This is a genomic window from Novosphingobium indicum (assembly GCF_014645195.1).
Taxonomy (GTDB): Bacteria; Pseudomonadota; Alphaproteobacteria; order Sphingomonadales; family Sphingomonadaceae; genus Novosphingobium; species Novosphingobium indicum.
In genome coordinates, this window is record NZ_BMLK01000015.1 from 12,205 (window position 1) to 38,446 (window position 26,242).

Annotated in this window: 24 protein-coding genes; 9 read left to right on the forward strand and 15 right to left on the reverse strand. The window is 62.6% G+C overall.

All coding sequences use genetic code 11. The features are described from left to right. The first annotated feature begins 14 nt into the window (after nt 1-14). Together IEX64_RS15530 and IEX64_RS15535 are read left to right on the forward strand one after the other, a co-directional pair. Nucleotides 15-731 (forward strand): hypothetical protein, encoded by a 717-nt coding sequence (locus IEX64_RS15530; RefSeq protein WP_188820995.1) that lies wholly within the window; start codon nt 15-17, stop codon nt 729-731. Nucleotides 732-865: 134 nt separating this feature from the next. Beyond that, entirely contained in the window at nt 866-1,372 is a 507-nt protein-coding gene (locus IEX64_RS15535) for a hypothetical protein (RefSeq protein ID WP_188820997.1), read from the forward strand. Nucleotides 1,373-1,381: 9 nt separating this feature from the next. Here the strand turns inward: IEX64_RS15535 and IEX64_RS15540 are convergent, their stop codons facing one another. The 3 genes from IEX64_RS15540 to ychF all read right to left on the reverse strand — a co-directional run bounded on the left by IEX64_RS15540 (nt 1,382) and on the right by ychF (nt 4,244). Next, nucleotides 1,382-2,128, reverse strand: a complete 747-nt coding sequence (locus tag IEX64_RS15540; protein WP_188820999.1) for a MauE/DoxX family redox-associated membrane protein — start codon at nt 2,126-2,128, stop codon at nt 1,382-1,384. Nucleotides 2,129-2,246: 118 nt separating this feature from the next. Beyond that, nucleotides 2,247-3,059 (reverse strand): DUF1206 domain-containing protein, encoded by an 813-nt coding sequence (locus IEX64_RS15545; protein WP_188821001.1) that lies wholly within the window; start codon nt 3,057-3,059, stop codon nt 2,247-2,249. A gap of 84 nt (nt 3,060-3,143) precedes the next feature. Next, nucleotides 3,144-4,244, reverse strand: a complete 1,101-nt coding sequence (gene ychF, locus IEX64_RS15550) for a redox-regulated ATPase YchF (protein WP_188821003.1) — start codon at nt 4,242-4,244, stop codon at nt 3,144-3,146. 121 nt (nt 4,245-4,365) lie between these two features. Between ychF and IEX64_RS15555 the strand changes: the two genes are divergently transcribed. Further along, a complete protein-coding gene (locus IEX64_RS15555) occupies nt 4,366-5,889 on the forward strand; it encodes a tetratricopeptide repeat protein (RefSeq protein WP_188821005.1) in 1,524 nt (507 codons plus the stop codon). 110 nt (nt 5,890-5,999) lie between these two features. Here the strand turns inward: IEX64_RS15555 and IEX64_RS15560 are convergent, their stop codons facing one another. The 5 genes from IEX64_RS15560 to IEX64_RS15580 form a co-directional block, all read right to left on the reverse strand. Beyond that, nucleotides 6,000-6,374 (reverse strand): PEP-CTERM sorting domain-containing protein, encoded by a 375-nt coding sequence (locus IEX64_RS15560; RefSeq protein ID WP_188821007.1) that lies wholly within the window; start codon nt 6,372-6,374, stop codon nt 6,000-6,002. 191 nt (nt 6,375-6,565) lie between these two features. Next, nucleotides 6,566-7,135, reverse strand: coding sequence for an aminoacyl-tRNA hydrolase (gene pth / locus IEX64_RS15565; protein ID WP_188821009.1), 570 nt, complete (start codon nt 7,133-7,135; stop codon nt 6,566-6,568). An 87-nt stretch (nt 7,136-7,222) separates the two neighbouring features. Beyond that, nucleotides 7,223-7,861 (reverse strand): 50S ribosomal protein L25/general stress protein Ctc, encoded by a 639-nt coding sequence (locus IEX64_RS15570; protein WP_188821011.1) that lies wholly within the window; start codon nt 7,859-7,861, stop codon nt 7,223-7,225. 155 nt (nt 7,862-8,016) lie between these two features. Continuing rightward, nucleotides 8,017-8,859: a TraB/GumN family protein gene (locus IEX64_RS15575; RefSeq protein WP_229710460.1), complete on the reverse strand. Its 843-nt coding sequence runs from the start codon at nt 8,857-8,859 to the stop codon at nt 8,017-8,019. A gap of 19 nt (nt 8,860-8,878) precedes the next feature. After that, nucleotides 8,879-9,808: a TraB/GumN family protein gene (locus IEX64_RS15580; protein WP_229710462.1), complete on the reverse strand. Its 930-nt coding sequence runs from the start codon at nt 9,806-9,808 to the stop codon at nt 8,879-8,881. Nucleotides 9,809-9,935: 127 nt separating this feature from the next. Between IEX64_RS15580 and IEX64_RS15585 the strand changes: the two genes are divergently transcribed. From IEX64_RS15585 to ppdK, 3 genes are all read left to right on the forward strand, one after another. Next, on the forward strand, nt 9,936-10,853 hold the full coding sequence (locus IEX64_RS15585; protein ID WP_188821015.1) for a glycine--tRNA ligase subunit alpha: 918 nt from the start codon (nt 9,936-9,938) through the stop codon (nt 10,851-10,853). Further along, the gene (gene glyS / locus IEX64_RS15590; RefSeq protein ID WP_188821017.1) at nt 10,850-13,336 is read left to right on the forward strand and encodes a glycine--tRNA ligase subunit beta; all 2,487 of its coding nucleotides are present in this window, start codon (nt 10,850-10,852) and stop codon (nt 13,334-13,336) included. Before IEX64_RS15585 ends, glyS begins: the two co-directional genes overlap by 4 nt. 70 nt (nt 13,337-13,406) lie before the next feature. Then, nucleotides 13,407-16,070, forward strand: a complete 2,664-nt coding sequence (ppdK, locus tag IEX64_RS15595; protein ID WP_188821019.1) for a pyruvate, phosphate dikinase — start codon at nt 13,407-13,409, stop codon at nt 16,068-16,070. 19 nt (nt 16,071-16,089) lie between these two features. Here the strand turns inward: ppdK and IEX64_RS15600 are convergent, their stop codons facing one another. Further along, nucleotides 16,090-16,848, reverse strand: coding sequence for a methyltransferase domain-containing protein (locus IEX64_RS15600; protein WP_188821022.1), 759 nt, complete (start codon nt 16,846-16,848; stop codon nt 16,090-16,092). A gap of 73 nt (nt 16,849-16,921) precedes the next feature. On the opposite strand from IEX64_RS15600, the gene IEX64_RS15605 reads away from it, so the two are divergent. The 3 genes from IEX64_RS15605 to IEX64_RS15615 all read left to right on the forward strand — a co-directional run bounded on the left by IEX64_RS15605 (nt 16,922) and on the right by IEX64_RS15615 (nt 19,093). Further along, on the forward strand, nt 16,922-17,704 hold the full coding sequence (locus tag IEX64_RS15605; RefSeq protein WP_188821024.1) for a ComF family protein: 783 nt from the start codon (nt 16,922-16,924) through the stop codon (nt 17,702-17,704). Nucleotides 17,705-18,007: 303 nt separating this feature from the next. Beyond that, on the forward strand, nt 18,008-18,385 hold the full coding sequence (hisI, locus tag IEX64_RS15610) for a phosphoribosyl-AMP cyclohydrolase (protein WP_188821026.1): 378 nt from the start codon (nt 18,008-18,010) through the stop codon (nt 18,383-18,385). Nucleotides 18,386-18,811: 426 nt separating this feature from the next. Further along, nucleotides 18,812-19,093, forward strand: a complete 282-nt coding sequence (locus IEX64_RS15615) for a hypothetical protein (RefSeq protein WP_188821028.1) — start codon at nt 18,812-18,814, stop codon at nt 19,091-19,093. 69 nt (nt 19,094-19,162) lie between these two features. Here IEX64_RS15615 and IEX64_RS15620 read toward each other — a convergent pair whose 3' ends face one another. From IEX64_RS15620 to tyrS, 6 genes are all read right to left on the reverse strand, one after another. Further along, nucleotides 19,163-19,867 carry a dienelactone hydrolase family protein gene (locus IEX64_RS15620; protein ID WP_188821030.1) on the reverse strand — a complete coding sequence of 235 codons (705 nt, stop codon included), beginning with the start codon at nt 19,865-19,867 and terminating at the stop codon, nt 19,163-19,165. Further along, nucleotides 19,867-20,784 (reverse strand): cysteine synthase A, encoded by a 918-nt coding sequence (gene cysK / locus IEX64_RS15625; protein WP_188821032.1) that lies wholly within the window; start codon nt 20,782-20,784, stop codon nt 19,867-19,869. The genes IEX64_RS15620 and cysK overlap by 1 nt, the downstream gene beginning before the upstream one ends. Continuing rightward, nucleotides 20,781-22,043: an MFS transporter gene (locus IEX64_RS15630; RefSeq protein WP_188821034.1), complete on the reverse strand. Its 1,263-nt coding sequence runs from the start codon at nt 22,041-22,043 to the stop codon at nt 20,781-20,783. The genes cysK and IEX64_RS15630 overlap by 4 nt, the downstream gene beginning before the upstream one ends. A 55-nt stretch (nt 22,044-22,098) precedes the next feature. Next, the gene (locus tag IEX64_RS15635; protein WP_188821036.1) at nt 22,099-24,270 is read right to left on the reverse strand and encodes a TonB-dependent receptor; all 2,172 of its coding nucleotides are present in this window, start codon (nt 24,268-24,270) and stop codon (nt 22,099-22,101) included. 145 nt (nt 24,271-24,415) lie between these two features. Further along, nucleotides 24,416-24,754, reverse strand: a complete 339-nt coding sequence (locus IEX64_RS15640; RefSeq protein WP_188821038.1) for a PilZ domain-containing protein — start codon at nt 24,752-24,754, stop codon at nt 24,416-24,418. A 106-nt stretch (nt 24,755-24,860) separates the two neighbouring features. After that, nucleotides 24,861-26,090: a tyrosine--tRNA ligase gene (tyrS, locus tag IEX64_RS15645; RefSeq protein ID WP_188821040.1), complete on the reverse strand. Its 1,230-nt coding sequence runs from the start codon at nt 26,088-26,090 to the stop codon at nt 24,861-24,863. Nucleotides 26,091-26,242 lie beyond the last annotated feature (152 nt).

The window sequence follows — 26,242 nt, forward strand, 5'->3', positions numbered from 1 at the left end:
CGGAAATGGTGAACTTGACCCATGACACGTGTGCCACCCGTCCTGACGGTAGTTTTCGTTGGACAAGGCCGCTCGAATGGTATTCGCACGCGGATTGTGATGTCTGGGAGGGCATTGAGCCAAAGAAGCCGATCCATTCGTTTGAGATAGATTATCGCAGCAGCAGGGTCCGGTTGCATCCCGATGGGCGCGCCTCCATCATTCTGAAGAAGGTCCGGAACGATGATTTCGGCATTTTCGGAAGTGGATCTGGGATGCTGAGGGTGAAATCTGAAGAGGCGCTTCGGCGCGAGGATTACGTCGTCGTTTCAGGGATCGTCTCACCCGAGACGACCGCTCAAGTCACTGACTTGATTTCGCCAATGCGTGATTTTGCTGGCTGGACGTTCAGTGGAGAGAATCTGCAGGAATTCCTGTTCCCCGGTCTGACAGGTGAGGCGAAGACTCAGCTTGGGGATTACTTCCGCCTCGACGATGGTCGCACTCGGGTCGCGGTTTGCGCCGAACGGATTTTCGATTCAGGGCGAGGCTGGAGCATCCTTCACTGGAACGACGCCGATCAAAATTTTGGCGGTGTTTCGTCATTTGCCGACATAGGCTGTAACAGCCCGGCGGCTTCTGCCGGGGAGAGGCGGGCGAACAAAGCGGCAGAAATCCTCATCGAGGCGCTGGGTGCAAAAGATTTGGTCGACCGCAATTATGCGCGCGTTGCCCACCCGGCGTGGCCGTGAACGGAACCTAGCGGACACACATTGGTTTTGATGGCCATGGGCAGGCGAAGCCGATGTTTTCAGATTGTCTTTTGTGACTCCACCTTGGTTAAACTAGCCCATCAGGATATAGAAAAGTTGTTTGGGCGAAAGTGATGCATTGGAAATTGCGAAGTCTGGTCGTTCCCGTCGCGGTGATGGGAGCGATGATCGGTGGCTGCGACACCAAGGAGGTCGAGCAGCAGGCCAGCGATACTGCGCGTGACGTCGCGATGGTGGAACGCATGAGCGAGCCGCCGTTGCAGCCTGTCGTTCCCAGCCCGATTTCGGATGAGGACATGCAGCGTTACGGGCTGGACCGGGCTTCCTGCGCATTTCGCAAGGAAGGTGTCGAGCAGCCGTTGTTCCTTGCCGGGAGCCGGGAGGGTTTCACTCGCATTGATAACGAGATTCAGCGCTATGCGGCTAAACGCGCAACAGCGGATTTGCCCGGCGATGCGCGCACGAGCTATGTCGGTCTGGCCGGGTGGGTCGATCTCGTGAGGCTTCCCGACGAGGGTACCGGAGCAGGGCAAAACCATTGGCCCGCCCGCCTGATCCTTCACGACGCGCGTGAGCGCGTGGCCTTTACTGCTGATGGTTGGGTGACCTGCAAGGGCTGAGCGCGGCGGCTAGATCGGCCTGATCAACATCCAGAGCGCCATGCCCATCATGAAGAGGTTCTCGGTCAGCGAAACGAACCCGAGCGGCACATCGCCCGCGCCGCCTACGCAGGCGCATTTCAATTCGCGCTTCTGAACATAGACCGCGTAATAGACCGACACGGCGCCGATGCTGCCGATGGACAGGGCTATGGGTATTGCAAGCCAGGGCAGGATATGCGCTGTCATCAGCGCGCCCGCCGACCACTCGAGAAACGGATAGGCGTAGGCATAGGGGACCCATCTGCGCGCCAGCAAGTCGTAGCCCAGGAACATGCTCGAGAACTTCGCGATGTCCTGAAGCTTGAGCATGGCGAGCAACATCATGGCGATCGACACGAACCATTCTGCCGAAAATACGGTCAAGGGGGTGCCGAATGATGCGGTGCTGGCTGCCAAGGCGGCGACGGCAGCGGTGATGAAGACGCAAAGCACCGGAACATAGCGCCCAATTGCGTTGTGGCTCGCTTCAAGACCGAAGAAGTTTCTGAGGTCTTCGTAGCCGCCGATGCGCTGCCCCGCGATGAAGGTCTGAGGCGTTGTGTCGACACCGTGTTCCCGTTTGAACGCGTCTGTTTTCTCACGAGACGTCAGCCAGTGATCTTCGATCCGGTATCCCTTGGTTTTCAGAAGGTGCTTGGACTTCAGGCCGAAGGGGCAGACGTGCTTGTCCATCACCATGCGGTAGACGACGGCTCGCTTGTTGGGGTCTGACATTGGGCCACGCTATTGGTTCGTATTAAAAATCCTTGATGTTTAGCCAACGCAGCCCAGCTGCATTGGTGCCCGAAACGCGACGAACGGAGCGAAGAAATAAATCTGGCGCCTCAAGAGGCTACGAAAAGGTGCGTTTTGCACGCCCCATGTGGCTGCTGGGGTCGAGGTCCGGAATGACCCGGTACCGGGCGACGATAATGCTGAAGATGCCGAACAGCAGCAGGCCGAGAGCCACCAGTGTATGGACGGCGCCCATGTCGCGCATGTCGGCAATGGCGTTGCCCAGCGAGAGCGCCTCTTCGGTTTCCTCGAACCATGCCGATCGCAGCAGGGACCAGCCGATGAGCAGGAAGACGAGGCCGCGCGCTGCATAGCCGAACCGGCCCAGCCAGCACGTCCACGACGGAGCACGCGACGATACCCGCTTCATGAACTGCAGAGTGAGGGCCTGTTTTGCCTGGTAAATGCCGGCACCGAGAAGTCCGATTCCCACGATGCCGAGCGCGAGCGATCCGAATTCGTAAGAGAGCGCGGTCGATACCATTGCATGGGTCCGGTCTCCCGCATCCTGCTTGCTGCCGATGGCGAATTGCAGGGCGGACCATGCCAGGCCGAAATGGAGCAGGGCGCTGCAGAAATGACCCAGCCGTGCGGCCAGCCCCTTCGCTTCGGTCCCGTGATTTTCAGTATCCAGCAGAGCGCTGGACAGGCGGAACAGCCCGTAGCCGAGCAGCCCGACCGCGGCGAGGAACATGATTGCCGTTCCGCCGGGGATACTGTTCAGATATTCCAGCGCGCCCGACTGCCCTTGCTTGACGGTCTGGCTTTCAGCGGACGAAAGAGCCAGATACCCGAGCAGGGCATAAACGATGCCGCGGGCGACGAAGCCAAGCCTCGCCATCCAAACGACCTTCTCAGACTTGTCGACCATTGGCTGTGCGTTTCCTCTGTTCCCTCACGGGACAGCTAACGCATAACAATGGGCAATGTGCCCGAACGCGGCGGTGCCTCGGACTTAGACGTTGAACTTGAAGTGCATGACGTCACCGTCGCGCACCACGTAGTCCTTGCCTTCCTGACGTAGCTTGCCGCCTTCCTTGGCACCGCTTTCACCGCCCAGCGCCACGAAGTCCTCGTAGGCAATGGTTTCGGCGCGGATGAAGCCGCGCTGCATGTCGGTGTGGATTTCGCCGGCTGCGTCCGGAGCCTTGGCGCCCTTGTGAACGGTCCAGGCGCGCGCTTCCTTGGGACCGACGGTGAAGAAGGTCAGCAGGTCGAGCAATTCGTAACCGGCGCGAATGATCTGGGCGAGGCCCGCCTCGTGCAGGCCCATTTCCTCGAGGAACATCAGGCGTTCGTCCGCTTCCATGCCTCCCAGTTCGGCCTCGATGGCGGCAGATACAATGACGGCGGTGGCATTCTCGGCCGCGGCCTTCTCGAAGACGCGCTTGGAGAATTCGTTGCCTTCTGCGGCGGCTTCCTCTTCCACGTTGCACACGTAGAGCACCGGCTTCGCGGTGAGGAGCTGGGCCTGACGGAAGACGCGGGCTTCTTCCTCGTCCCTGGGCTCGGTCAGGCGGGCTGGCTTGCCCTCTCGCAGCAGTTCGAGCGCCTGTCCCAGCACGGAGGCGGCGATCTTCGATTCCTTGTCGCCGCCGGTGGCCCGCTTCTGAGCGGCGGGCACGCGCTTTTCCAGGCTCTCGAGGTCCGAGAGCAGCAGCTCGGTCTCGACCGTCTCGGCGTCGGCGATGGGATCGACCTTGTTGTCGACGTGCTGGATGTCGTCGTTCTCGAAACAGCGCAGCACGTGGATGATCGCATCGACTTCGCGGATGTTGCCGAGGAACTGGTTGCCCAGGCCTTCACCCTTGGAAGCGCCGCGAACCAGACCGGCAATGTCGACGAAGGACAGCTGGGTCGGAATGATCTTCTGACTGCCGGCGATTTCGGCCAGCTTGTCGAGGCGCGGATCGGGAACGCCGACCTGCCCGACGTTGGGCTCGATCGTGCAGAACGGATAGTTCGCCGCCTGCGCCGCCTGTGTCTCGGTCAGTGCATTGAACAAGGTCGACTTGCCAACATTGGGCAGGCCCACGATCCCGCAACGGAAACCCATGTGATACTCCGGAAATGAAATTTGGCCGCCCATAGCGGCAGTGATCGGACTTGACCAGTTTGCCGAGAAAAACCTGCACGAGTTGACGGAAATTTCAGGCCTTCTGCGTAGGAAGGCGCGCATGAAAAGGATTACCCGACTGGCCGTCCCCCTCGCTGCCCTCGCCGTCCTTGCCGGATGCGGCGACAGTCCCGAAACACTCCTTGCAAAAGCGCAAGAAAGCTATGCTGCGGAGAACTATCAGGCTGCGCGCCTGCAGCTGGCCTCGGCGCTTCGCGAAGAACCGGAGAACCAGAAGGTTCTGGCGTTGATGGCGCGTACGCAGCTACGCCTTGGCGAACCGGACGGCGCCGAAGGCATTCTGACACGCCTCGAGCGCATCGGATACAAGAGCGCCGATCTTTCCTGGATGAAGGCACAGGTCGCTCTTCTGCGAGAGAACCCCGAACAAGCGCTGCAGCTCGTCGGCAACGATACCTCCACCAATGGCTGGCGTGTCCGCGCCGAGGCTCACCTTGCCCTTGGCCACGATACCAAGGCGGTCGACGCCTACAAGAACGGCATGGCCGCAGGCGATGACATTCAACTTGCCGAATCCTATGCGCGCTACCGGCTCGTTTCGGGAGATCCGGATGGTGCCGGATCGATCCTGCAGCGCATGGAAAAGATGGCGCCCGATGCGTACGAGACGAAGGCTCTTGCCGGGGATCTCGCCGCGGCGCGCGGGCAAACCGACAAGGCCATCGCAATCTACAAGAAACTCGTCGCGGACTTTCCCGGTCGGACAGGGCCCTTGCTCGCACTGGCCAACCAGTACGACGCCAAGGGCAAGGTGGACGAGGCCAGCGACCTCGTGAAGGAAGCCGGAAAGCTCGATCCTGACAATGAACAGGTGGAAGCGCTGACGTATCAGCTCCTCGCCGAGAAGGGCGAGTGGGACAAGGTGCGCCTCGGCCTGCAGGGCAAGGAATCGCAGCTCGATCCCGGTTCAGGGCTGCAGATGCGCTACGCCGAAGCGATGCTGCGTCTGGGCCATGCCGAGCAGGCGCGCGTGATGTTCAACCGCGCGGTTCTGGCCTTGCCGGGCAATCCCTACGCAAAGATGATGCTGGGCGAGGCGCAGCTGGCGAGCGGTGATGCCGAAAGCGCATGGGCGACACTCAAGCCGCTGGCGATGAGCACGCTCGCGCCGCCGCCGATTATCGAAAGCGGCGCCAAGGCTGCCAAAGCGGTCGGCGCGCCTGAGGCGGCCAGCCTTGAAGCTCGAATGGAACCGTCGCGCCTCAAGCCGACCATGGCGCTGGTGGAAAAGGGCAATCTGGCCGTCATGCATCAGGACTGGCCGCAGGTGCTGAGGGTGTTCAGCAAGTTGCTTGAGAAGGGTGAGGACCCTGAAGTCCTGAAGCGTCTGGCCCTGGCCACGAGCAATCTCGGACGCCCGCAAGAGGCCATCGGCTATGCCGACCGCGCTCTGGCGAAGTCTCCCACCAATCCCGACTATCTCTATCTGGCCGGCCTCGTGCGTCTCAACGCAGGGCTGGATCTGGTCCGCGCGCGCAACCTGCTGCAATCCGCGGCAAGCGCCGATCCCCGCAACACCGTGATCGCCCGCGATCTCAAGAAAGCGGAAGCCGCCGTCGGCTGAGACCGACGACGGCTTCGAATTCCGGCCCCGACGGGAGCGACGGGCTGGATTTTCTTCCCTCTTGGCCGTTTCCGCGATGGGCGCGTGGAAACGGCCGGGAATTTCTGAAATCAGGCGCGGGTCTTGCGGCGACGGGCGTAAGCCAGGCCGAGCAGGCCCATGCCCATCATGCCGAGCATGCCGGGCTCGGGAACGTCGGTGCCGCCCGAGGTGGAGCCACCCGAAGTAGAGCCACCCGAGGTCGTGGTGCCGCCCGAGGTCGTCGTGCCACCCGAAGTCGTCGTGCCACCCGAAGTCGTCGTGCCACCCGAAGTGGTGGTGCCGCCCGAGGTCGTGCCGCACTGCGCCGAGCCGGTGGAGTCGCCGCAGTTGCAGTAGTGGGTGTGGCCCCACGAGCCGCCCCACCACGTCGCCTGCGCAGGTGCGCTGAACGCCATGACCGAACCGGCAGTAAAGGAAAGTGCGAGAAGCGTCTTGCGGATCATTTGAACTACCCCTTTTCTCAGAATTGCTTGACGCCCTTCTTCGCAAACGGCGTGCCAATTGGAGATTTCCGGGGTTTTCGCTGGTTAACGGGTCTGAGCAGCCCTGCTGGTTGTAAGCTAACTCGACACTAATTCAGCTTTACAGCGCCTAACATGTGTTAACGAATTCGATTGCAATAGTTTGCGGGAATTCAATCCTGCTGTCGCAGGGCAACATCGTTCATGAAACGAGTGTCATCGCCGGCTGCGAGGTAATCGGCTTCGCCGGCAATTGCACCGAGCATGTCGGCAAGCGGATCCATTTCCGTCTTGGCAAAATTGCCCAGCACATAACCCGTTACCCGGTCCTTGTGGCCGGGATGACCGATGCCGAGGCGCACGCGGCGAAAGTCGGGGCCGAGATGCTGCGTGATGGAGCGCAGGCCGTTATGCCCGGCGTGGCCGCCGCCCTGCTTCACCTTGACCTTGAACGGGGCGAGATCGAGTTCGTCGTGGAAGACGGTGAGGGCGGACAGGTCAAGCTTGTAGAAGCGCATGGCCTCGCCCACGGCACGGCCGCTCTCGTTCATGAACGTGGCGGGCTTTAGCAGCAGGATTTTCTCAAGGCCTATGCGGCCTTTCTGCAACCAGCCCTGGAACTTCTTCTGGACCGGACCGAAGCTATGAACTTCGGCAATGGTGTCGACGGCCATGAACCCCACGTTGTGGCGGTGCATCGCATATTGCGGTCCGGGATTTCCGAGGCCGACCCAAAGCTGCATGGCAATTCCGTGTCTGTAGAAAAGAGAAAGGCCCTTTCCGCGCACCGGTATGCCGGGGCGGAAAGGGCCGTTTCAAGTCTGAAAGACTTATTCGGCTCCGGCTTCGCCTTCGGCCTCTTCACCCTCTTCCTTGGTCGTGTCGCCTTCCTGGCTCTTGAGAGCGGAAGGCGCCGCGATCGTCGCGATGGTGAAGTCGCGATCGGTGATCGCCGATTCGGAGCCTTCCGGCAGCGAAACGTGGCTGAAGTGGATCGATTCGCCCACGTCGAAGCCGGTCACGTCGATAACGATCTCGTCGGGGATCTTGTCCGCGTTGCAGACCAGTTCGAGCTCGTGACGAACAATGTTGAGAACGCCGCCGCGCTTGAGGCCCGGGGACAGCTCTTCGTTGATGAACGAAACCGGCACGTTGACGTGTACGGTGGCGTTCTTCGCCAGACGCATGAAGTCGACGTGGAGCGGACGGTCGGAGACCGGGTGGAAGGCAACGTCCTTGGGGAGCGTGCGCACCTTCTTGCCGCCCACTTCAACTTCGACGATCGAGTTGAAGAAGTGACCGGTGCCGAGCTGACGGACCAGCTCCTTTTCCTCGACGTGGATCGCTACGGGGCCTTCCTTGGCACCATAGACAACGGCGGGGACGCGACCTTCACGACGCAGAGCACGGGAGGCTCCCTTGCCTGCCCGTTCGCGCGTCTCGGCCGGCATTACAAGCGAATCGCTCATGAGAACTTGCCTTTCGAAAACTGGATAAATCTCGGCAACCGGCCGTTCATTCGCCCGGTGCCGCCCATCACGCCTCCAGGGATGACCACGATGGGAAGGGCGGCCCCTTACGCGCAAAGCCGCACAAAGACAAGCTTCTGCGTGCTTGCGGGCGGCTAATCCACGCGCGTGACGGAAAAGCCTTGCCGCGCGAGCATTGCGGGCAGGCCATCGGGGCCTGCCATGTGCGCTGCGCCGACCGCGACGAAGGGCTTTCGCCCCGCCCTGACAGCTTCGGCAATCCGGGCCGTCCAGCGGCGGTTGCGAGCCGTGAACAGCACCTCGCGCAGTTCCGGATCGGCCAGCAATCCCTTGCGGGTTTCCGCCTCGATCGCGGCCATGTCGCCGCTGCGCCAGGCGGCGGACAAGTCGCGTTCGGGATCAGCTGCCTCTCGTGCCACGGCGCCCAGCAAGTCGCGCTGTTCGCTCTCGGGCAACGAGTCGAAGAGGCTCAGCTGTTTGGTGGCGCCTTCCAGTTCGATGATGGGTCTCGGCCCGGCCTGCGCCACGACGGCGCGGTCCACGCCGTTTCGCGCATCATCCCTGCCGGCATTGTTGCGCGCCAGCGTCAATGCCGCAGCCCAGGTGTCCATCGCGGTAAAGTCGCCGTCCTTGTAGCCGGTGCTCTTCAGCAGGGCGATGAGGGCAGGGCGGTCCGCCGCGATCACGCGCTGGGAAATCGGTGGTTGGCCTGAATTCTTCGCCAGAAGGGCGAATGTCGCCGAGACTTCGGCTTCATCGGCAAGGTTGCCGACTTCCACGACTACCGCACCGGCATCTTCGAGCGCTGCGCGTACCGGAGGAGTCTCCCAGTCCAGCGGGCGCGGCGAGCTGTGGATCGTCCCGAACAGCCAGCCCACCTGACCCTCGGGACTTTCGACCTTCCACAGCGCCGGATCCGCATGCTGCGGGATCGACGAACATCCGGCCAGCGCCAGAGCCGCAAGCAGAAGGATCACCCAGTGCCGCATCGTTCGGTTACTGCACCCGCGTGGAGGTGATGCCGTACCGTGCCAGCTGGTCCTGCACACTGCCCTTTCCGGCGAGGTGTCCGGCCCCCACGGCCACGAAGACCGTGCCCGGCTTGTCGAGGCGGGCCTTCAGCCACTTGGCCCAGGCCTTGTTGCGGTCGGTCAGCAGGACCTTGCGCAGCTTGGGATCGTCTTCCTCTTCATTGAGAAGCCTGGCGAGGTCCTTGGCCTTGCCGGCCTTCCACGCGTCGACCATGGCATCGATGTCGGACTTCACCGTCGGCAGCGCTTCCACGACCTGATCGAGATAGGCGTGCTGTACCTTTCGCGGCAGGTCGTCGAACAGCGCGATCTGGTATTCGGGGCTCTCCAGCGCCGCATTTTCCATGTGCCGGGCCTTGGCCTTGGCGCTGATCTGGGTGTCGACGCCGCTTTCCAGATTGTAGCCCGAAACCTTGAGCGGGATTAGTGTGAGCATCAGCGCTGCGTACCAGGCATCGTTCTTGTCGAAGAGCTGCGGGGGCAGGCCGATGGAGGCCATGCCGGCTTCATAGTCCGCGCGTTCCTCGTCGGTCAGCGTCTCGCGCAGGGTCTTGCCGTCTGCGCGCAGGCTCTTTTCGGCAATTATGCTCTGCGACTGCTGCGCGGCATCGAGCGGGATTTCGGTCACGAGTTCGCTGGACTCGTCGAAGGCCTTGGACACGGGGCCGGCATACCACGCGATGTCTTCGGGCAGGATGTGGATCGTGCCGAAGAGCCAGATCGTCGTATCCTCGTCGGCGACTTTCCAGAGCGCGGGCTGCGCAGGCGCGGGAGCGGCGGTTTCGGCCGCCGGCGGCGCCACATCCTCGGCAAAAGCGGGAAGGGTGGAGAACAGCGCCACGGCACAGGTGGCGGAACGAAGCAGGGTCTTGAGCGGTACCATGGTCATAGCCATGCGCGACAAAGGCCAAACGTGGGCTTAATGCAAGGATATCCTCCGCCCATAGCGGTTGATTTGACCCGTGCGATCCGCCAAAGGCCGCGCAGTCACGAATGACACCACGATTTTTGACGGAACCGCGATGTCCACCGCCGCTTCACAGGCTGACTCCCAGCCGCTCAGCTTCCAGGACATGATCCTGACGCTCCACAATTTCTGGAGCGCGCAGGGGTGCCTGATCCTTCAGCCCTACGACATGCGCATGGGCGCCGGTACGTTCCACCCGGCTACGACGCTGCGGGCGCTGGGCCCCGAACCGTGGAAAGCGGCCTACGTCCAGCCTTCGCGCCGCCCCACCGACGGCCGCTATGGCGAGAACCCGAACCGGCTGCAGCACTACTACCAGTATCAGGTAATCCTGAAGCCGAACCCGGAAAACCTTCAGGAACTCTATCTTCAGAGCCTCGCGGCAATCGGCATCGATCCGCTGGCGCACGATATCCGCTTCGTGGAGGACGACTGGGAAAGCCCGACGCTGGGCGCCTGGGGCCTGGGCTGGGAAGTCTGGTGCGACGGCATGGAAGTGACGCAGTTCACCTATTTCCAGCAAGTCGGCGGTTTCGACTGCAAGCCGGTCGCCGGCGAGCTGACCTACGGCCTCGAACGCCTCGCGATGTACATCCAGGGCGTCGACTGGGTCTATGACCTGCGCTTCAACAACGAAGGCGTCAGCTACGGCGACGTCTTCCTCGCCAACGAGCAGCAGCAGTCGAAGTACAACTTCGAGATTGCCGACACGGACTCGCTCTTTGCCGGCTTCAAGGCTGCCGAGGCCGAGTGCATGCGCTGCATCGATGCCAAGATCCCGCTCGCGGCCTACGATCAGGCCATCGAGGCCAGCCACCTTTTCAACCTGCTGCAGGCGCGCGGCGTCATATCGGTGCAGGAACGCGCCAGCTACATCGGCCGCGTCCGCGATCTCGCCAAGGGGTCGTGCGAGGCCTGGATCGAAAAGAACAAGGACGAGTGGGAAGCGAAATTCCCGGGGTGGACCGTATGACCGACTTCCTTCTCGAACTGCGCTCCGAGGAAATCCCCGCCCGCATGCAGGCCGGTGCCCGCGCCGATCTGGAAAAGCTTTTCCGCAAGGAAATGGATGCTGCCGGTGTCGCGCTCGGCCACATCATCGTGTGGTCGACCCCGCGCCGTCTGGCGCTCATCGCCAAGGATCTGCCCGAAACCACCGAGGCCGTTCGCGAGGAAACCAAGGGCCCGGCCACCAGCGCGCCCGAACAGGCGCTCGAAGGCTTTCTGCGCAAGACCGGACTGACCAGGGATCAGCTCGAAGTTCGCGACATCAAGGGCAAGCAGACGTATTTCGCGGTCGTCGAAAAGCCCGGCCGCGCCGTGAAGGACGTGTTGGCAGAGGCTATCCCCGCCATTGTCCGCGCTTTCCCCTGGCCCAAGTCGCAGCGCTGGGGCTCCGCCTCGATCAGCACGGAGAGCCTGCGCTGGGTTCGCCCGCTGTCCGGCATCGTCGCCATCTTCGGCGAGGAGCTGGTCGAATGCGAAGTCGGCGGGATCAGGTCCGGCTACACGACGCGCGGTCACCGCTTCCATGCGCCGGGCGAGATCACCATCGGCGGTGAGCATGACTACGCCAGCAAGCTGTCGGCCTGCCATGTGATCGTCGATCATGAGGAGCGCCAGAACCTCATCCGCGACGAGGCCCGCAATGCCGCAGAGGCCGCCGGGCTGACGCTGGTCGAGGACGAGGGGCTGGTGATCGAGAACGCCGGTCTTACCGAATGGCCCGTGCCGCTGCTGGGCCGCTTCGACGAGGCGTTTCTGGAAGTGCCGCCCGAAGTGATCCAGCTCACCGCGCGCGTGAACCAGAAGTACTTCGTGTGCGAGAAGGACGGCAAGCTCGCCAATGCCTTCGTGTGCACCGCCAACATCGACGCCAGCGACGGCGGTGAGGCGATTGTCGCGGGCAACCGCAAGGTTCTCGCGGCCCGCCTGTCCGATGCGCGCTTCTTTTGGGAGCAGGACAAGAAGACCAGGCTGTCCGAGCACGCCGAAAAGCTGGGCCGCATCACCTTCCACGAGAAGCTGGGCACCGTCGCCGACAAGGTCGAGCGCGTGGCCAAGCTGGCTCGCTGGCTGGTTGAGGAAGGCATCGTCGGCGACACCACTGCCCGTCATCCCCGCGAAGGCGGGGAACCCGCTTCATCTTCGAGCCCAGCAGCAAGCGGGGCCCCCGCCTCCGCGGGGGCGACGAAAGAGGAACTCGCCGATCAGGCCGAACTCGCCGCGCGGCTGTGCAAGGCCGACCTCGTCACCGAAATGGTGGGCGAGTTCCCCGAACTGCAGGGCCTCATGGGCGGCTACTACGCCCGCGCCGAGGGTCTGTCCGACGCCGCGGCCGACGCCATTCGCGATCACTACAAGCCGGTGGGGCAAGGCGACGAGGTGCCTACCGCGCCGGTGACGGTAGCGGTGTCTCTGGCGGATAAGCTGGATACCATTGCTGGATTCTTCTCGATCGGAGAAAAGCCAACAGGATCAAAAGACCCATTTGCACTTCGGCGTTCCGCTCTGGGGTTTGTGCGTGCAACTCTGGATTGTGGGCTTCGATATTCATTGAAGGATGTCTTGGTCGCAGCGCGCCACATTGCGATTGAATGTGAGCGCGACCGACAGATTGACGTTCTCACTGCTCGGTTTCTGCAAGAGCACGACTACGCGGTAATGAAGGTGGGTGAGCTTGAAGCTGCCCAAGATCAGAGCTTCAATCATATTGTCGGTCTCTGGCGAGAAATGGAAAAAGCGAGTCACCGGCTCCCATTGACGGAGGCTCAGGCTCGAAACTTGGCCGAGGCTTACGCAGCGAAAGAAGCGCAAGTAACATATCAGTCGGTTTGGTTTGTTGTTGAGGAGATGCAAAACTTCTTCGCCGACCGCCTCAAGGTCCAGCAGAAGGAAGCCGGCGTCCGCCACGACCTGATCGACGCGGTTTTCGCACTCGGCGGGGAAGACGATCTCGTCCGCCTGCTCGCCCGCGTCCATGCGCTGCAGGCCTTCGTCGCCAGCGAGGACGGCACCAACCTGCTCGCCGGCTACAAGCGCGCGGCCAATATCCTCAAGAAGGAGGACTGGAAGGGCTCGGGCAAGTCCGAAGGCATCGAGCGCACCGGCGAGGAAGATCCGCTGGCGCTGGTCGACGATCCAGACCTCGCTCCAATCATCGCTGCGGAATTTGCTGCGCACAATTCGCTGTCCTACACGCCCGAACCGGCGGAAAAGGCTTTGATCGAGGCTCTCGATCAGGCCGAGCCGCAGGCCGCGGATGCTGTCGAAAAGGAAGACTTCGCAGCGGCCATGGCAGCATTGGCTTCGCTCAGAAAACCTATCGATGCGTTTTTTGAAGAGGTGACGGTGAACGATTCCGATCCCAATAAGAGAACTGCACGTCTTGTATTGCTTGATCGTTTCCGTGCTGCAGTGCACAACGTCGCGGACTTCTCGCGGATCGAGGGGTAGAACTGTTCTGCCTCTGGACCGTGTCAACTGTGTCAACCAAAGTGACTAAATACAGAAAGACAGGGGATAGATGAGCAGGCAGGTCTATACGTTCGGTGGCGGAGCGAAGCATGACGATCCGCGCGCCAAGGACAAGATCATCACCGGCGGCAAGGGCGCGAATCTTGCGGAGATGGCCGGGATCGGTCTGCCGGTGCCTCCGGGCTTTACGATCACCACCGAACAGTGCGTGCAGTATCTGGCCGAAGGCGGCGACTTCTCGGACGAACTGCGCGCCGATGTTGCCGAGGCGTTGACGCACATCGAAAAGACTGTCGGCAAGTCCTTCGGCGATGCCGCTGATCCGCTGCTGGTCTCGGTCCGCTCGGGCGCGCGCGTCTCGATGCCGGGCATGATGGACACCGTGCTCAACCTCGGCCTGAATGACGAAACCGTCGAAGGCCTCGCCAAGACGTCCGGCGACGACCGCTTCGCGTGGGACAGCTACCGCCGCTTCATCCAGATGTATTCCGACGTTGTTCTCGGCGTGGAGCACCACCTGTTCGAGGAAGCGCTGGAGATCGCCAAGGAAGACAGCGGCTATCTCAACGACGTCGAGATGACCGCCGACGACTGGCGCAAGATCGTCAAGCAGTACAAGGACATCGTCGCCAGCGAACTGGATCGTCCGTTCCCGCAGGACGTGAACGAGCAGCTCTGGGGCGCGATTCGAGCCGTGTTCGATTCGTGGGATTCGGAACGCGCCAAGGTCTATCGCCGGCTTAACGACATCCCCGGGGGCTGGGGCACCGCGGTCAACGTGCAGGCCATGGTCTTCGGCAACATGGGCGATACGTCCGCCACCGGCGTCGCCTTTACCCGCGACCCGGCGACCGGCGAAAAGGCCTACTACGGCGAATATCTCGTCAATGCGCAGGGCGAGGACGTCGTCGCCGGCATCCGCACGCCGCAGTACCTCACCAAGGCCGCGCGCGAGAAGGCCGGGGCCAAGCCGCTTTCGATGGAAGAGGCGATGCCCAAGGCCTATGGCGAACTGGCTGAAGTCTTTGAACTTCTCGAAAAGCATTACTGCGACATGCAGGACATCGAGTTCACGGTGCAGCAGGGCAAGCTGTGGATGCTGCAGACCCGCTCGGGCAAGCGCACCGCCAAGGCCGCGCTCAAGATGGCGGTCGACATGGTCGATGAAGGGCTGATCGACGAGGCCACCGCGATCAAGCGCGTCGATCCCATGGCGCTCGATCAGCTTCTGCATCCCACGCTCGATCCGAAGGCCCCGCGCGACATTCTCGGCCGGGGCCTGCCTGCGTCGCCGGGCGCGGCTTCGGGCCAGATCGTGCTCGATGCCGATACAGCGGAAAAGCGCGCGGAAATGGGCGAAGCGGTCATTCTCGTGCGCGTCGAGACCTCGCCGGAGGACATTCACGGCATGCACGCGGCCAAGGGCATCCTGACCGCGCGCGGTGGCATGACCAGTCACGCGGCCGTGGTGGCACGCGGCATGGGCCGTCCCTGCGTCTCGGGCGCGTCGGGTCTGTCGATCGACATGAAGACGCGCACGCTCAAGATGGGCGGGCGCGAACTCAAGGAAGGCGACATCCTCACGCTCGACGGCGCTTCGGGCGATATCATGGCTGGCGAGGTGCCGACCATCGAACCCGAGCTGGCCGGCGACTTCGCCACGCTGATGGTGTGGGCCGACAAGCACCGCCGCATGAAAGTGCGCACCAACGCCGAGACGCCGGCGGACTGCAGGATGGCCCGCCAGTTCGGCGCCGAAGGCATCGGCCTGTGCCGCACCGAGCACATGTTCTTCGATGCCAGCCGTATTTCCGCCGTACGTCAGATGATCCTGGCCGAAGACGAAGCCGGCCGCCGGGGCGCGCTTGAAAAGCTGCTGCCCGAACAGCGCGCGGACTTCCACGAGATCTTCGACATCATGCGCGGCCTGCCGGTAACGATCCGCCTGCTCGACCCGCCGCTGCACGAATTCTTGCCGCACGAGGATGCCGAGTTTGCAGAACTCTCGGACGAGATCGGCATCGGTGTCGAGACGCTGAAGCGCCGGGCAGGCGAGCTCCACGAGTTCAACCCGATGCTCGGCCACCGTGGCTGCCGCCTTGGCGTGACCTTTCCCGAGATCTACGAGATGCAGGCCCGCGCGATCTTCGAGGCCGCCTGCGATGTGGCTGCCGAGCATGGCGAAGCGATCGTACCGGAAATCATGATCCCGCTGGTGGCCACCGCCAAGGAGCTCGAAATCCTCAAGGCACTGGTGGCCAAGGTCGCGACGCAGGTGTTCGAGGAGAAGGGCGCCACGCTCGAATACATGGTCGGCACCATGATCGAGCTGCCGCGCGCAGCCCTGATGGCGGGCGACATCGCCGAAGCGGGCGAGTTCTTCTCGTTCGGCACCAACGATCTCACGCAGACCACGCTGGGCCTCTCGCGGGACGATGCGGGCAAGTTCCTGCCCACTTACGTCCAGAAGGGCATCTTTGCGCGCGATCCGTTCGTCAGCCTCGACATCGAGGGCGTCGGGCAGCTTGTCGAACTGGCTGCCGAGCGTGGGCGCAAGACGCGTCCGGACATCAAGCTCGGCATCTGCGGCGAACATGGCGGTGATCCGGCCTCGATCGCGTTCTGCGAGAAGACCGGCCTCGATTACGTCAGCGCCTCACCCTATCGCGTGCCGATCGCGCGTTTGGCTGCCGCGCAGGCCGCGCTGCCCTGAGGAACCTGCGGGCTGGAAGTCAGCGCTTCCAGCCCGACAGCGTCAGGATTTCGAATACTTCGACTGTGCGACCGTCTTCGCCGGCATCGGCAAAGGCTGCGCGTGCCCGGTCCAGGGCTTTCTTGCTCAGCGGCGGGCCGGGATCGGCCAGAACGTTCGAGAGGCCTTGCGCGCGCAGATCGCTGACAAGCCTGTCGAGGCTGCGAAAGGCGACCTTGAGCGGGCGCTGATCGATAACCGGATCGGCGAACAGGGTGCGCTGCAGCAGTTGCCCACCGGCGCGAACGTCGATGGAGGGATGCAGGCGCGGGGAAGGGCGGTCCCCGTCCGCGGCGAACATGATGTCGCGCAGCACCGGAAGGCAGCCCGCCGAAGCAAAACTGGCGATCATCATCCCGCCTTGCGCCAGAGCCTTGCGGATGTGCACGAGAGCGCCCGGAACATCGTTCACGGTATCAAGCGTTCCGAGACTGGCGATCAGATCGAACCCTTCGAAGGGATAGGGCTGCTCCTCGGCGAACCCATCCGCCGGTTCCGCTTGCGTCACTTGCACACCTTGAGCCTCGAGCGTCCGTCCAAGTTTCCCGCTGTAGTCGCCGACGATCAACGCACTGGCTGGCTCGAAGCGCAGAAATGCAAGGCGTTCCAGCACGTCTTCAACCATGTCGTCGATCATGTAACGGGGCGCATCGGGCAGGGTCTGCAGGCCGAGCATTCGGCGGCGTGCGGCGATGCGGCGCGTGGGGGAGAAAATGCGCGGGGGTGCTTTGCTGGCCATGCCTTCCCCCTGCAACCTCGATGAAAACCTTGCAACCGCTTGTGACCAGCGATGCCGGGGATACGATCCGGCCATGGTACTCAACCGGGCCCTGGCTCCCCTCGTCGATCTGGTCTTCCCGCCGCGCTGCCCGCTCTGCGGTGATGCCATTGGTGCGCAAACAGGATTGTGCCCGGATTGCTGGAGCGACCTCATCATTCCCGGCGAGCCGGCGTGCATCCAGTGCGGCCGCCCGTTCGCTGACGGAACTCCGGAAGGCGCGATTTGCGCGCCCTGTCTTGGCCAGCCGCCCCGCCATGATGGCATCGCGGCGGCAACGATCTACAACGAGACCTCGCGCAAGCTGGTTCTGGCCCTCAAGCATGGCAACCGGATTGCGCTTGCCCCGCTCATGGCCGGGCTGATCGCGCCGAAGTTGTCGGGTGTAGGTCCGGACTGGCTGATCGTGCCGGTGCCGCTTCACCGTTGGCGGTTGTGGAAGCGCGGCTACAATCAGGCTGCCGAGCTGGGGCGGCAGCTTGCGAGACGGACCGGCGCCAATCTCGCCGTCGATGCGCTGGTTCGGCGCAAGTACACGCCGTCACTGGGCGGACTTGGGAAGAAGGCGCGCAAGCGCGCCCTTACGGGTGCCATCGCGGTCAATCCGAAGCGCGCTTCCTTGCTGAAGGGCGCAAACCTGATTCTTGTCGACGACGTGTTGACCAGCGGCGCAACCAGCGATGCTTGCGTCTCGGCTCTCAGGCGCGCCGGTGCCGAAACTGTGGTGATCGCCTGTTTCGCGCGCGTTCTCGATGAAGTTTCCGTTCGTCCTAAAAGGAAAACGCCCGGAACCGAAAAGTCCCGGGCGCCCTCGTGACGAAACTCTTGGGCCCTGCCATGCAGTTCGACGACACCCCTGATTGCCGTCTGGTCCGATCCCTCATCAATTCGACCGAAGCGGAACGTGTCACACTTCGATCATTCGTCCCTGAACCGTGGCGCTTGTGTGTCAGCGACCTGTGGGTCAGAAGCAGCCCCCCAGCTGCAGCTGCAGCTGCAAAATCCGACGAATCCGGCCTTTTGAAAAGGGCTTTCATGCTGATACGTGGATTTTGCTCACCAGCTGTTGTTATCGTGCAACATTACAATACTGAAAGACTGATCGAGGAAATGTCCTGAAATGACCGAAGTCTCCACTGCCGAACGAGAACTTGGCACAGCCTTCCTGCCGCGCTTCGATGCGAAGGGCTTGCTCATTGCGATCGCCGTCGATGCCGAGAGCAAGGACATCCTCATGGTCGCGTATATGGATGCGGAGGCTCTGGAGAAGACGCGCGAAACCGGTCTGGCGCATTTCCATTCGCGCTCACGTGGCAAGCTATGGCTCAAGGGCGAAACTTCCGGGCACTTCCTGCGCGTTCAGGAGATTCGCGTCGATTGCGATCAGGATGCGTTGCAGCTCATCGTGAAGCCCGAGGGACCGGCCTGCCACACGGGGGCGAAGAGCTGCTTCTACCGGCAGCTTGATGGGGACACTCTTCGGAAAATTATCCCTTAAGCCATCTTAACCTTTGTTAATAAAACGAAATTAATCCCGCGAGTGGACTTCTGTGTACGACGAAGCGCTTATCGAGGCATTTCGTTTCCAGGGGTTTTCATGACGTTCGATTGATGCGGTTCCTGTCCGGTCTGTGTCCAAATTCTGGGAAAGACCCGCCGCCCTTGGCTGAGTGAAGATAATAGCCGCGATCATCCCCGAGTAATCGAGGCGGGGCCATGAATCGCGGAATAGCTACTCCGCGTTGGTCGCAACGCCATACAAGAAGTCTCTGTTGAGCTGGGCGGAGTAGCGGTTCCGGCTGCCTGAAGTGGTGGCTGTCTTTCAATGCCCGAAAGCTAGCGAAGCATCCGCTGCGGGTGCCGGGACGGAGAGCCATGTCCGGAAGGGCGACGATGAAGCTCGTCCATTTAGGAGACGTCTATTATGAAGCGTATCGCACTTTGCGTCGGCACGGCGGCGGCAATGGCTCTTGTTCCGGCAAGCGCATTCGCCGGGACCAAGGCAAGCCAGTCCATGCCGCACTTTTCGCCGTCCGCGTTCAAGAAGGCCGCGTTCGGCAGCTTCGATGAACCGCCGGGCCGCACGGAGCACGGCCAGGGAAAAGGCCATGGCACGGGCAAGTCCGACAACGGCAATCACAAGGGCTGGGGTAAAGGAAACCATTATGGCTGGGGCAATCGGGGCAATGGCTCCGGCGGCTGCTAAACCGTTCACGATCTGAAAAGGAAATGGCCGCACCTTCAACAAGAGGCGCGGCCATTTTTCGGTGCAACGTCAGGCCAGGACTTCGGCGAAGAGGCTTACCATCGCAGCCCATGATTGCCGGTCCGCGCTGGCGTTGTACTTGACCGCATCGAAGCCGCGGGCGTCGCTGCCTGGATCGGTAAAGCCATGCCGCACCTGGCTGTAGGTGTGAAAGTGCCAGTCGGCGCCCGCAGCATCCATTTCTTCCCAGAAAGCCAGAACCTGTTCGCGCGGCACGAGTGGATCGGCATCGCCATGGCAGATCAGAAGGCGCGCCTTCATCGCATCCGGCTGCGCGGGCCTGTCGGTCGACAGGATGCCGTGAAAGCTGACCGCAGCGAGAAGATCGTGCCCGTCGCGGGCAGCCTCCAGCGCGGCCTGGCCGCCCATGCAGTATCCGGTCGCCAGCATCGGCAGGCCGGCGGCTTCAGGCAGGCCGCGAAGAGCGCCTAGGGCGGCGGCAATCCTTCCCCGATAAAGCGAGACGTTGCTGCGAAGTTGGTCGGCAAGCGTGCGGACCATTTCCGGATCACTGGTCGCCTTGCCATAGAAATCGGCCACCATGGCCAGATAGCCCAGCCCGGCAAGCATGACGGCGCGCCGTTCCACTGCGGCGTTGATGTTCGCGATGGTCGGGAACACCACCACCGCCGCACGGGGAGAGCCGGCAGGACGGGCAAGCCATCCCGCCAGATCCTGCCCCGCGTGGCTGTAGCGGACCGGTTCGAGCGCCATTATTCAGGCAGGAAGTCGGGCACCGAGAGGTAGCGTTCGCCGGTGTCGTAGTTGAAACCGAGCACGCGGCTGCCCGCCTGCAGGTCCTTCAGCTTCTGGGCGATCGCAGCGAGCGTGGCCCCCGAGCTGATACCCACCAGCATACCTTCCTTGGTCGCGCACTGGCGCGCCATTTCCTTGGCGTCTGCGGGATCGACCTGAATGGCGCCGTCGATGGACTGGGTGTGCAGGTTCGACGGGATGAACCCGGCGCCAATGCCCTGGATCGGGTGCGGGCCGGGCTGGCCGCCCGAGATCACCGGCGAAAGCGTCGGCTCGACGGCATAGGCTTTCATGCCCGGCCAGGTCTTCTTGAGCGTTTCCGCGCAGCCGGTGAGATGGCCGCCGGTGCCGACACCCGTGATGAGCACATCGATGGGGCTGTCCGCGAAGTCGGCGATGATTTCCTGCGACGTCGTCTTCACGTGGATGTCGACGTTTGCGGGATTGTCGAACTGCTGCGGCATCCATGAACCCGGAGTGGCCTCGACCAGTTCCTTGGCCCGGTCGATCGCGCCCTTCATGCCCTTTTCGCGCGGCGTCAGATCGAACTCCGCTCCATAGGCCAGCATCAGGCGGCGGCGTTCGATGGACATCGACTCGGGCATGACGAGGATCAGCTTGTAGCCCTTCACCGCTGCGGCCATAGCGAGGCCGATACCGGTATTGCCCGAAGTCGGCTCGATGATCGTGCCGCCCGGTTTCAGGCTGCCGTCGGCTTCCGCCGCCTCGATCATGGCCAGCCCGATGCGGTCCTTGATCGAGCCACCCGGATTGGCGCGCTCCGCCTTTACCCAGACATCGTGATCGGGAAACAGGCGCGAGAGGCGGATGTGCGGGGTATTGCCGATAGTGGCAAGAATACTGTCGGCCTTCATGGCTTTTGCTCCCAGGATGCTTCGAATTTACGAGCGCGCCGGATTTCCGGAAATAACCACGCCCACATCACAGTAATGACTATGGCACCGGCGCCGCCGAAAACAACCGCCCCGGTCGGGCCGAGCAACGCCGCAGCGACGCCGGACTGCATTTCACCGAGTTCGTTGGAGGCGGAGATCGCAAGTCCAGAGATCGCAGAGACCCGGCCCCGCACATCGTCCGGGGTCCGCAGCTGGACGAGCGAGCTGCGGATGAAGACCGAGATCATGTCCGCCGCGCCCAGCAGCGCCAGAAATCCCAGCGATAGCAGGAATTCGCGCGACACCCCGAAAGCCACCGTCATGGCTCCATAGACGCCGACCGCGACCAGCATCTTCACGCCGACATTGCTGGCAAGCGGGCGGAAAGAGAGCCATAGGGCGACGACGGCTGCCCCTGCAGCAGCGGCCGCGCGCATCTGCCCCAGCCCCTCAGGCCCGACATGCAGGATGTCGCGCGCGAAGACCGGCATGAGGGCGGTCGCGCCCCCCAGCAGAACCGCGAAGAGGTCGAGCGTGATGCAGCCGAGCAGAAAGCGTTCCCGCCAAACGAAGTGGAATCCGTCGATGATCTGGCGCACCGGGTGCGCCTTGCGCGCATCCCGGTGCATTTCGGGCAGGTTGTTGATGGCCAGAATGGATATGGCGGCGACCACCTGCATGACCGCTGTCGTCCAGTAGGGAAGCGCGCGGTCGGCGGCGAAGAGGAAGCCGTAGGCGGCAGGGCCGATGATCATGCCAGCCTGCATTGCAATGGAATTGAAGGCGATGGCGCGGGGGATGAGACTTGTCGGTACGACATTGGGCGCGATTGCCCCCATGGCGGGCCCGATGAAAACGCGCACAACGCCGTGAAGGACGGCGAAACCGAACAGGACCGGAAGGCTGCGCACTTCCAGCTCGGTCGTAACGCCCAGACCCAGGGCCACGCAGACATCGAGCAAGGCCGCGAAGGCGGCTACCTTGCGCCTGTCGAACCGGTCAGCGATCACGCCCGCGACAGGGGTCAGCAGGAATACGGGTAGAAACTGTGCGAAGCCCAGCAGGCCGAGCTGGAACGAGGCCTGCGCCATCGACATGCCGTATACACTGCGGGCGACGTCGTAGAGCTGATAGCCGATGATCACGACCATGCCCGTCGATGCGAGCATGGCGCTGAAACGGGCAAGCCAGAACTTGCGGTAGTTGGCAATCTGAAGGGGGGAGGTGGGGGTGCTCACGCGCGGTGCATGGCACCACCTCCCGCCCTTGCCAAGATTAAGCCGTGTTTTCTGCTCAGTAGGTGAACTTCGCGGTTATCCGCAGGTCACGTCCGGCGATGGGCACGAAGTCCCGCGTGAACGATGCGGAGCGCCGACCGACCACGTCGAACAGGTTGTTTGCAGAAAGCAGTAGCGTGACCGGGCCTTGCTCGCCCATGGGATGCCAGTCCGCACTCAGGTTGACGACGGTGAAGCTGCCGGTCGGATACTCATAGGCGCCCACGCGATCCTGCTTGGCATTCCATTCCACTTCGCCGCGCAGGTGCAGGTCGCCCAGCGTAACGTCACTGCCGCCGCGAAGACGCAGGGCCGGAATGCGGGGAACCGGTCCCAGGTTCTTTATCTGGGCGTGTGTGTAGTCGGCCGAGGCGTCGAAGCGCAGATCACCGTCCCCCCAGTCCATGGCCTTCACGCTGCCCGATGCCTCGAAACCCTTGAAGGTCGCATCGACCGGCGTGTAGCGGTAGACCGGTTGGCCGTCCTGTTCGGCGCCGGTTGCAAGCGGCGCGATATAGTTGCTGAACTTGGTCAGATAGCCGGTCACGGACAGGTTGATGATAGGCGTCTGATAACGGACATAGGCCTCGAAACCATTGCTCCGTTCCACACCAAGCGTTTCGTCACCCACCTCGTAGGCCTGCGTGGCCACGTGGATGCCATCACTGAGCAGTTCCTCAGGCGAGGGCGCGCGTTCGCCATGGACGAAGTTGGCACCGATGCCGAGCCCGTCGCCGGACTTCCATGAGACACCGGCTGCCCCCGACCAAAGATCGAAGCTGCGTGAGAACGATGCGCCCCGCGACTTGACCCGCGAAGAATCGTAACGCCCCGAACCGTCAATCGTGAAGCCGCTGCCGATATCGAACGACTGCAGTGTGAACATGCCGATGCGTTCGATATCGTAGTCGGGCACGACGGCTTCTGGCCCGGTAACGGTCAGCGTGCGCCACAGGTATTGAACGCCGCTGCGCCCGCGCCAACCGCCGCGGTCCGACTGGACGAGGTCGGTGCGCATTTCGATGCCCTGGCCATCGAAGATCGTACCCTTTTCATCACCTTCGTATTCGATGTGGCGGTAGTCTGCATAAGCGCCGCGGACCTGCACCCGGTCGAGGAATCCGCCGAGCTTCAGTTCGCCGCGCAGATCGAAGCGATCCTGCACCAGATCGATGTGGACGGGCGCCTCGTCATGATCGTGCGCACCTTCTTCGTGGGTTTCGCCTTCCTCGTCGTGGAAGGTCGCGGGACGGTCGGGCACACCATAAACGGTGTCGTAATGCTGATAGGAAATGCCCAGGCTGCCGCCGGCATCGATGAAAGCCAGACCGGCGCCGATAGTAGTGGTGCGTGCCGCCGAATTGGGAATCTTGCCGGTGCGATTTGCCTCGGACGTGAGTTCGGCGGCTTCGTCCGTCTCGCCATCGGCGGCCATTTCTTCCGCCGAGTGCAGCATTTCGGCCCTCAGTTCGGGCGAATAGACGTGGCCGCCGGTGCGCAGGTTATCGCTCTTGCGCCAGGATGCATCGACATGCGCAACGAAGCGGTCACCCAGAGGGACTTCCGCAGCGCCGCTGGCCGAGCGTTCGCTGGCAGCGGAGCCATAACCGGCAATCCCGGTCGCCTCGATGCGGTCGGGGACTTCACGCGGAATGCGCTTGTCGATGGCGTTGACTGCGCCGCCGATGGCGTTGCCGCCGAACAGCAGCACGGAAGGGCCGTGGAAGACGTCGATGTGATCGACGGTCAGCGCATCGAACACGACTGCATGGTCGACCGAAACGTTGGAAGCATCCAGCGAGCCGATACCGTCGGTCAGGACGCTGACACGGTCACCGCTGAAGCCGCGCAAAACCGGACGCGAGGCGCCGGGAGAAAAGCTGGTTGAGGAAACGCCGGGCAGCTTGTTGAGGACCTCGCCGATCTGCGACCGAACGTTCGAGACGAGCGTATCCCCGGTGATGCTGGTGGTCGCTGCGAGCAGCCCGTAGTCCGTGGGCGGGTGGCCGACGACGACGATCTCGTTCCCGGCGGCATGTGCATCCTTGTGCGGGTCGGAAGAACTCTGATCCGTGTTCGCACTCGCAGCGTCCTGGGCGAAGGCCGTACCCGGGACGAGGAGGCCCGTGGTGATTGCAAGGACACTGGCGCAAGCCAGCGCGGTGATTCGGGGGGAGGGGCTGTTCATGCCCGTCCTGCTAATTGTGATGATATATTATATCAAGACTCAAAAGCGCGCGTTGAACACAAATGCGCTGCAGCGCCGCAAAGGCGCTTTACCCGGCTGTGGCAACCGCTGCGAATTGGTCGGCGGCTCTGATCGTATGTGGCGGTTAGCGGCGAGGACGCAGGCGAGGATTGGGCTGCAGCGTGTCGACCAGTTTCAGGAAGTCATCGACGCGGATGATGCGCTCGAACTGGAAACCGGCGCGACCTTCGTGCGACCAGATGAGGTGCGCCTCGATGCGTCCGACTACCGGCAGGCGCATGACAACGCGTTCGCCGCGCTCCAGACCGAGGTCGCCATCGACCATGAAACCCTGGGCCGAGACGTTGACGATATGCAGCGGCAGGTCGCCCAGCTGGCGATGTTCTGCAATCACGGAATAGTCGACCGGATGGCGTGCCGCCCGGCGCTTATCGGTTACAGAAAGCTGCGCACCCGCACTCATTATCATTGCCTCAGTTCGTGACCTTGAGGACAGATAATGCGCCGAATTGGCAAACAATCGGTAAAGCCGGCAGTAATGTGCCGGACGAGCGGTGTATTTTTGCCGGTCAGGCGCCTCTGAGGATGCCGTGCTTCTTCTTGCCCAGGCTGAGTTTGCGCGATTCGCCCGGTGCAATCGATATCAGAAAGCCGGGGTCGCTCATCACTTCGTCGTCGAGCTTGACTGCGCCTTCCGCGATCTTGCGCTTTGCCTCGCCGTTCGATGCCGTGAAGCCGAGAGCGGTGCAGGCGGCACCCAGACGGACACCCTCTGCATCGACTTCGACCGTGGGAAGATCCTCGCCGGCGCCCCCGCCTGCAAAGGTCTCCCTGGCTGTGGCCTCGGCTGCCTTTGCTGCTTCCTCGCCGCGGCAGAGCTTCGTTGCCTCGTTGGCGAGCACGATCTTGGCATCGTTGATCTCGCCGCCTTCGAGGGCTTCGAGCCGTGCGATTTCATCCAGCGGAAGGTCGGTGAACAGGCGCAGGAAGCGGCCGACATCGCGGTCGTCGCAATTCCGCCAGAACTGCCAGTAGTCGTAAGAGGGCAGAGAGGCTTCGTTGAGCCAGACCGCGCCGGAAACCGACTTGCCCATCTTGGTGCCGTCCGCCTTGGTAATCAGCGGCGTGGTCAGGCCGAATACCTCGGTAGAATCCATGCGGCGGGTCAGTTCAACACCGTTGACGATATTGCCCCATTGGTCGGAGCCACCCATTTGCAGGCGAACATCCTGCGTCTGGCACAAGTGCCGGAAATCGTAGCCCTGCAGGATCATGTAGTTGAATTCGAGGAAGGTCATCGGCTGTTCGCGCTCAAGGCGCAGTTTTACCGAATCGAAGCTCAGCATGCGATTGACGGTGAAGTGTGTGCCAACCTTCTGGAGCATCTCGATGTAGCCGATCTGGCCCAGCCAGTCGTGGTTGTTGACCATGACTGCGTCTGTCGGACCGTCGCCGAACGTCAGGAAGCGCTCGAAAGCCGTGCGGATCGAGGCGATATTACCCTCGATCGCTTCGTCCGTCAGCATCTTGCGGACTTCGTCCTTGCCGGTCGGATCGCCAATGCGCGTCGTTCCGCCGCCCATCAGGACGACAGGCTTGTGCCCGGCCTGCTGCAGGCGGCGCAGCAGCATGATCGACACGAGATTGCCGACATGCAGCGAAGGCGCGGTGGCATCGAAGCCCACATAGCCCGGTACGATCTGCTTTGCGGCCAGGGCATCGAGGGCCTCGGCATCGGTTACCTGATGGATGTAGCCACGCTCATCGAGCAGGCGGAGCAAAGAAGATGAGTAGGTCATGTCCGTGACTTCGGCTTGTTCGGGAGCGGCGCGCCTAGCACGCGCGGGGCGGGAAACAAAGCGGTCACCTGCACCGCGGTCCGCGCCACGGGGAAACGATCGGTCGTGCCATGTCCGACGTCGGACGATTCACGATTGCCAGCGTTGCAAAC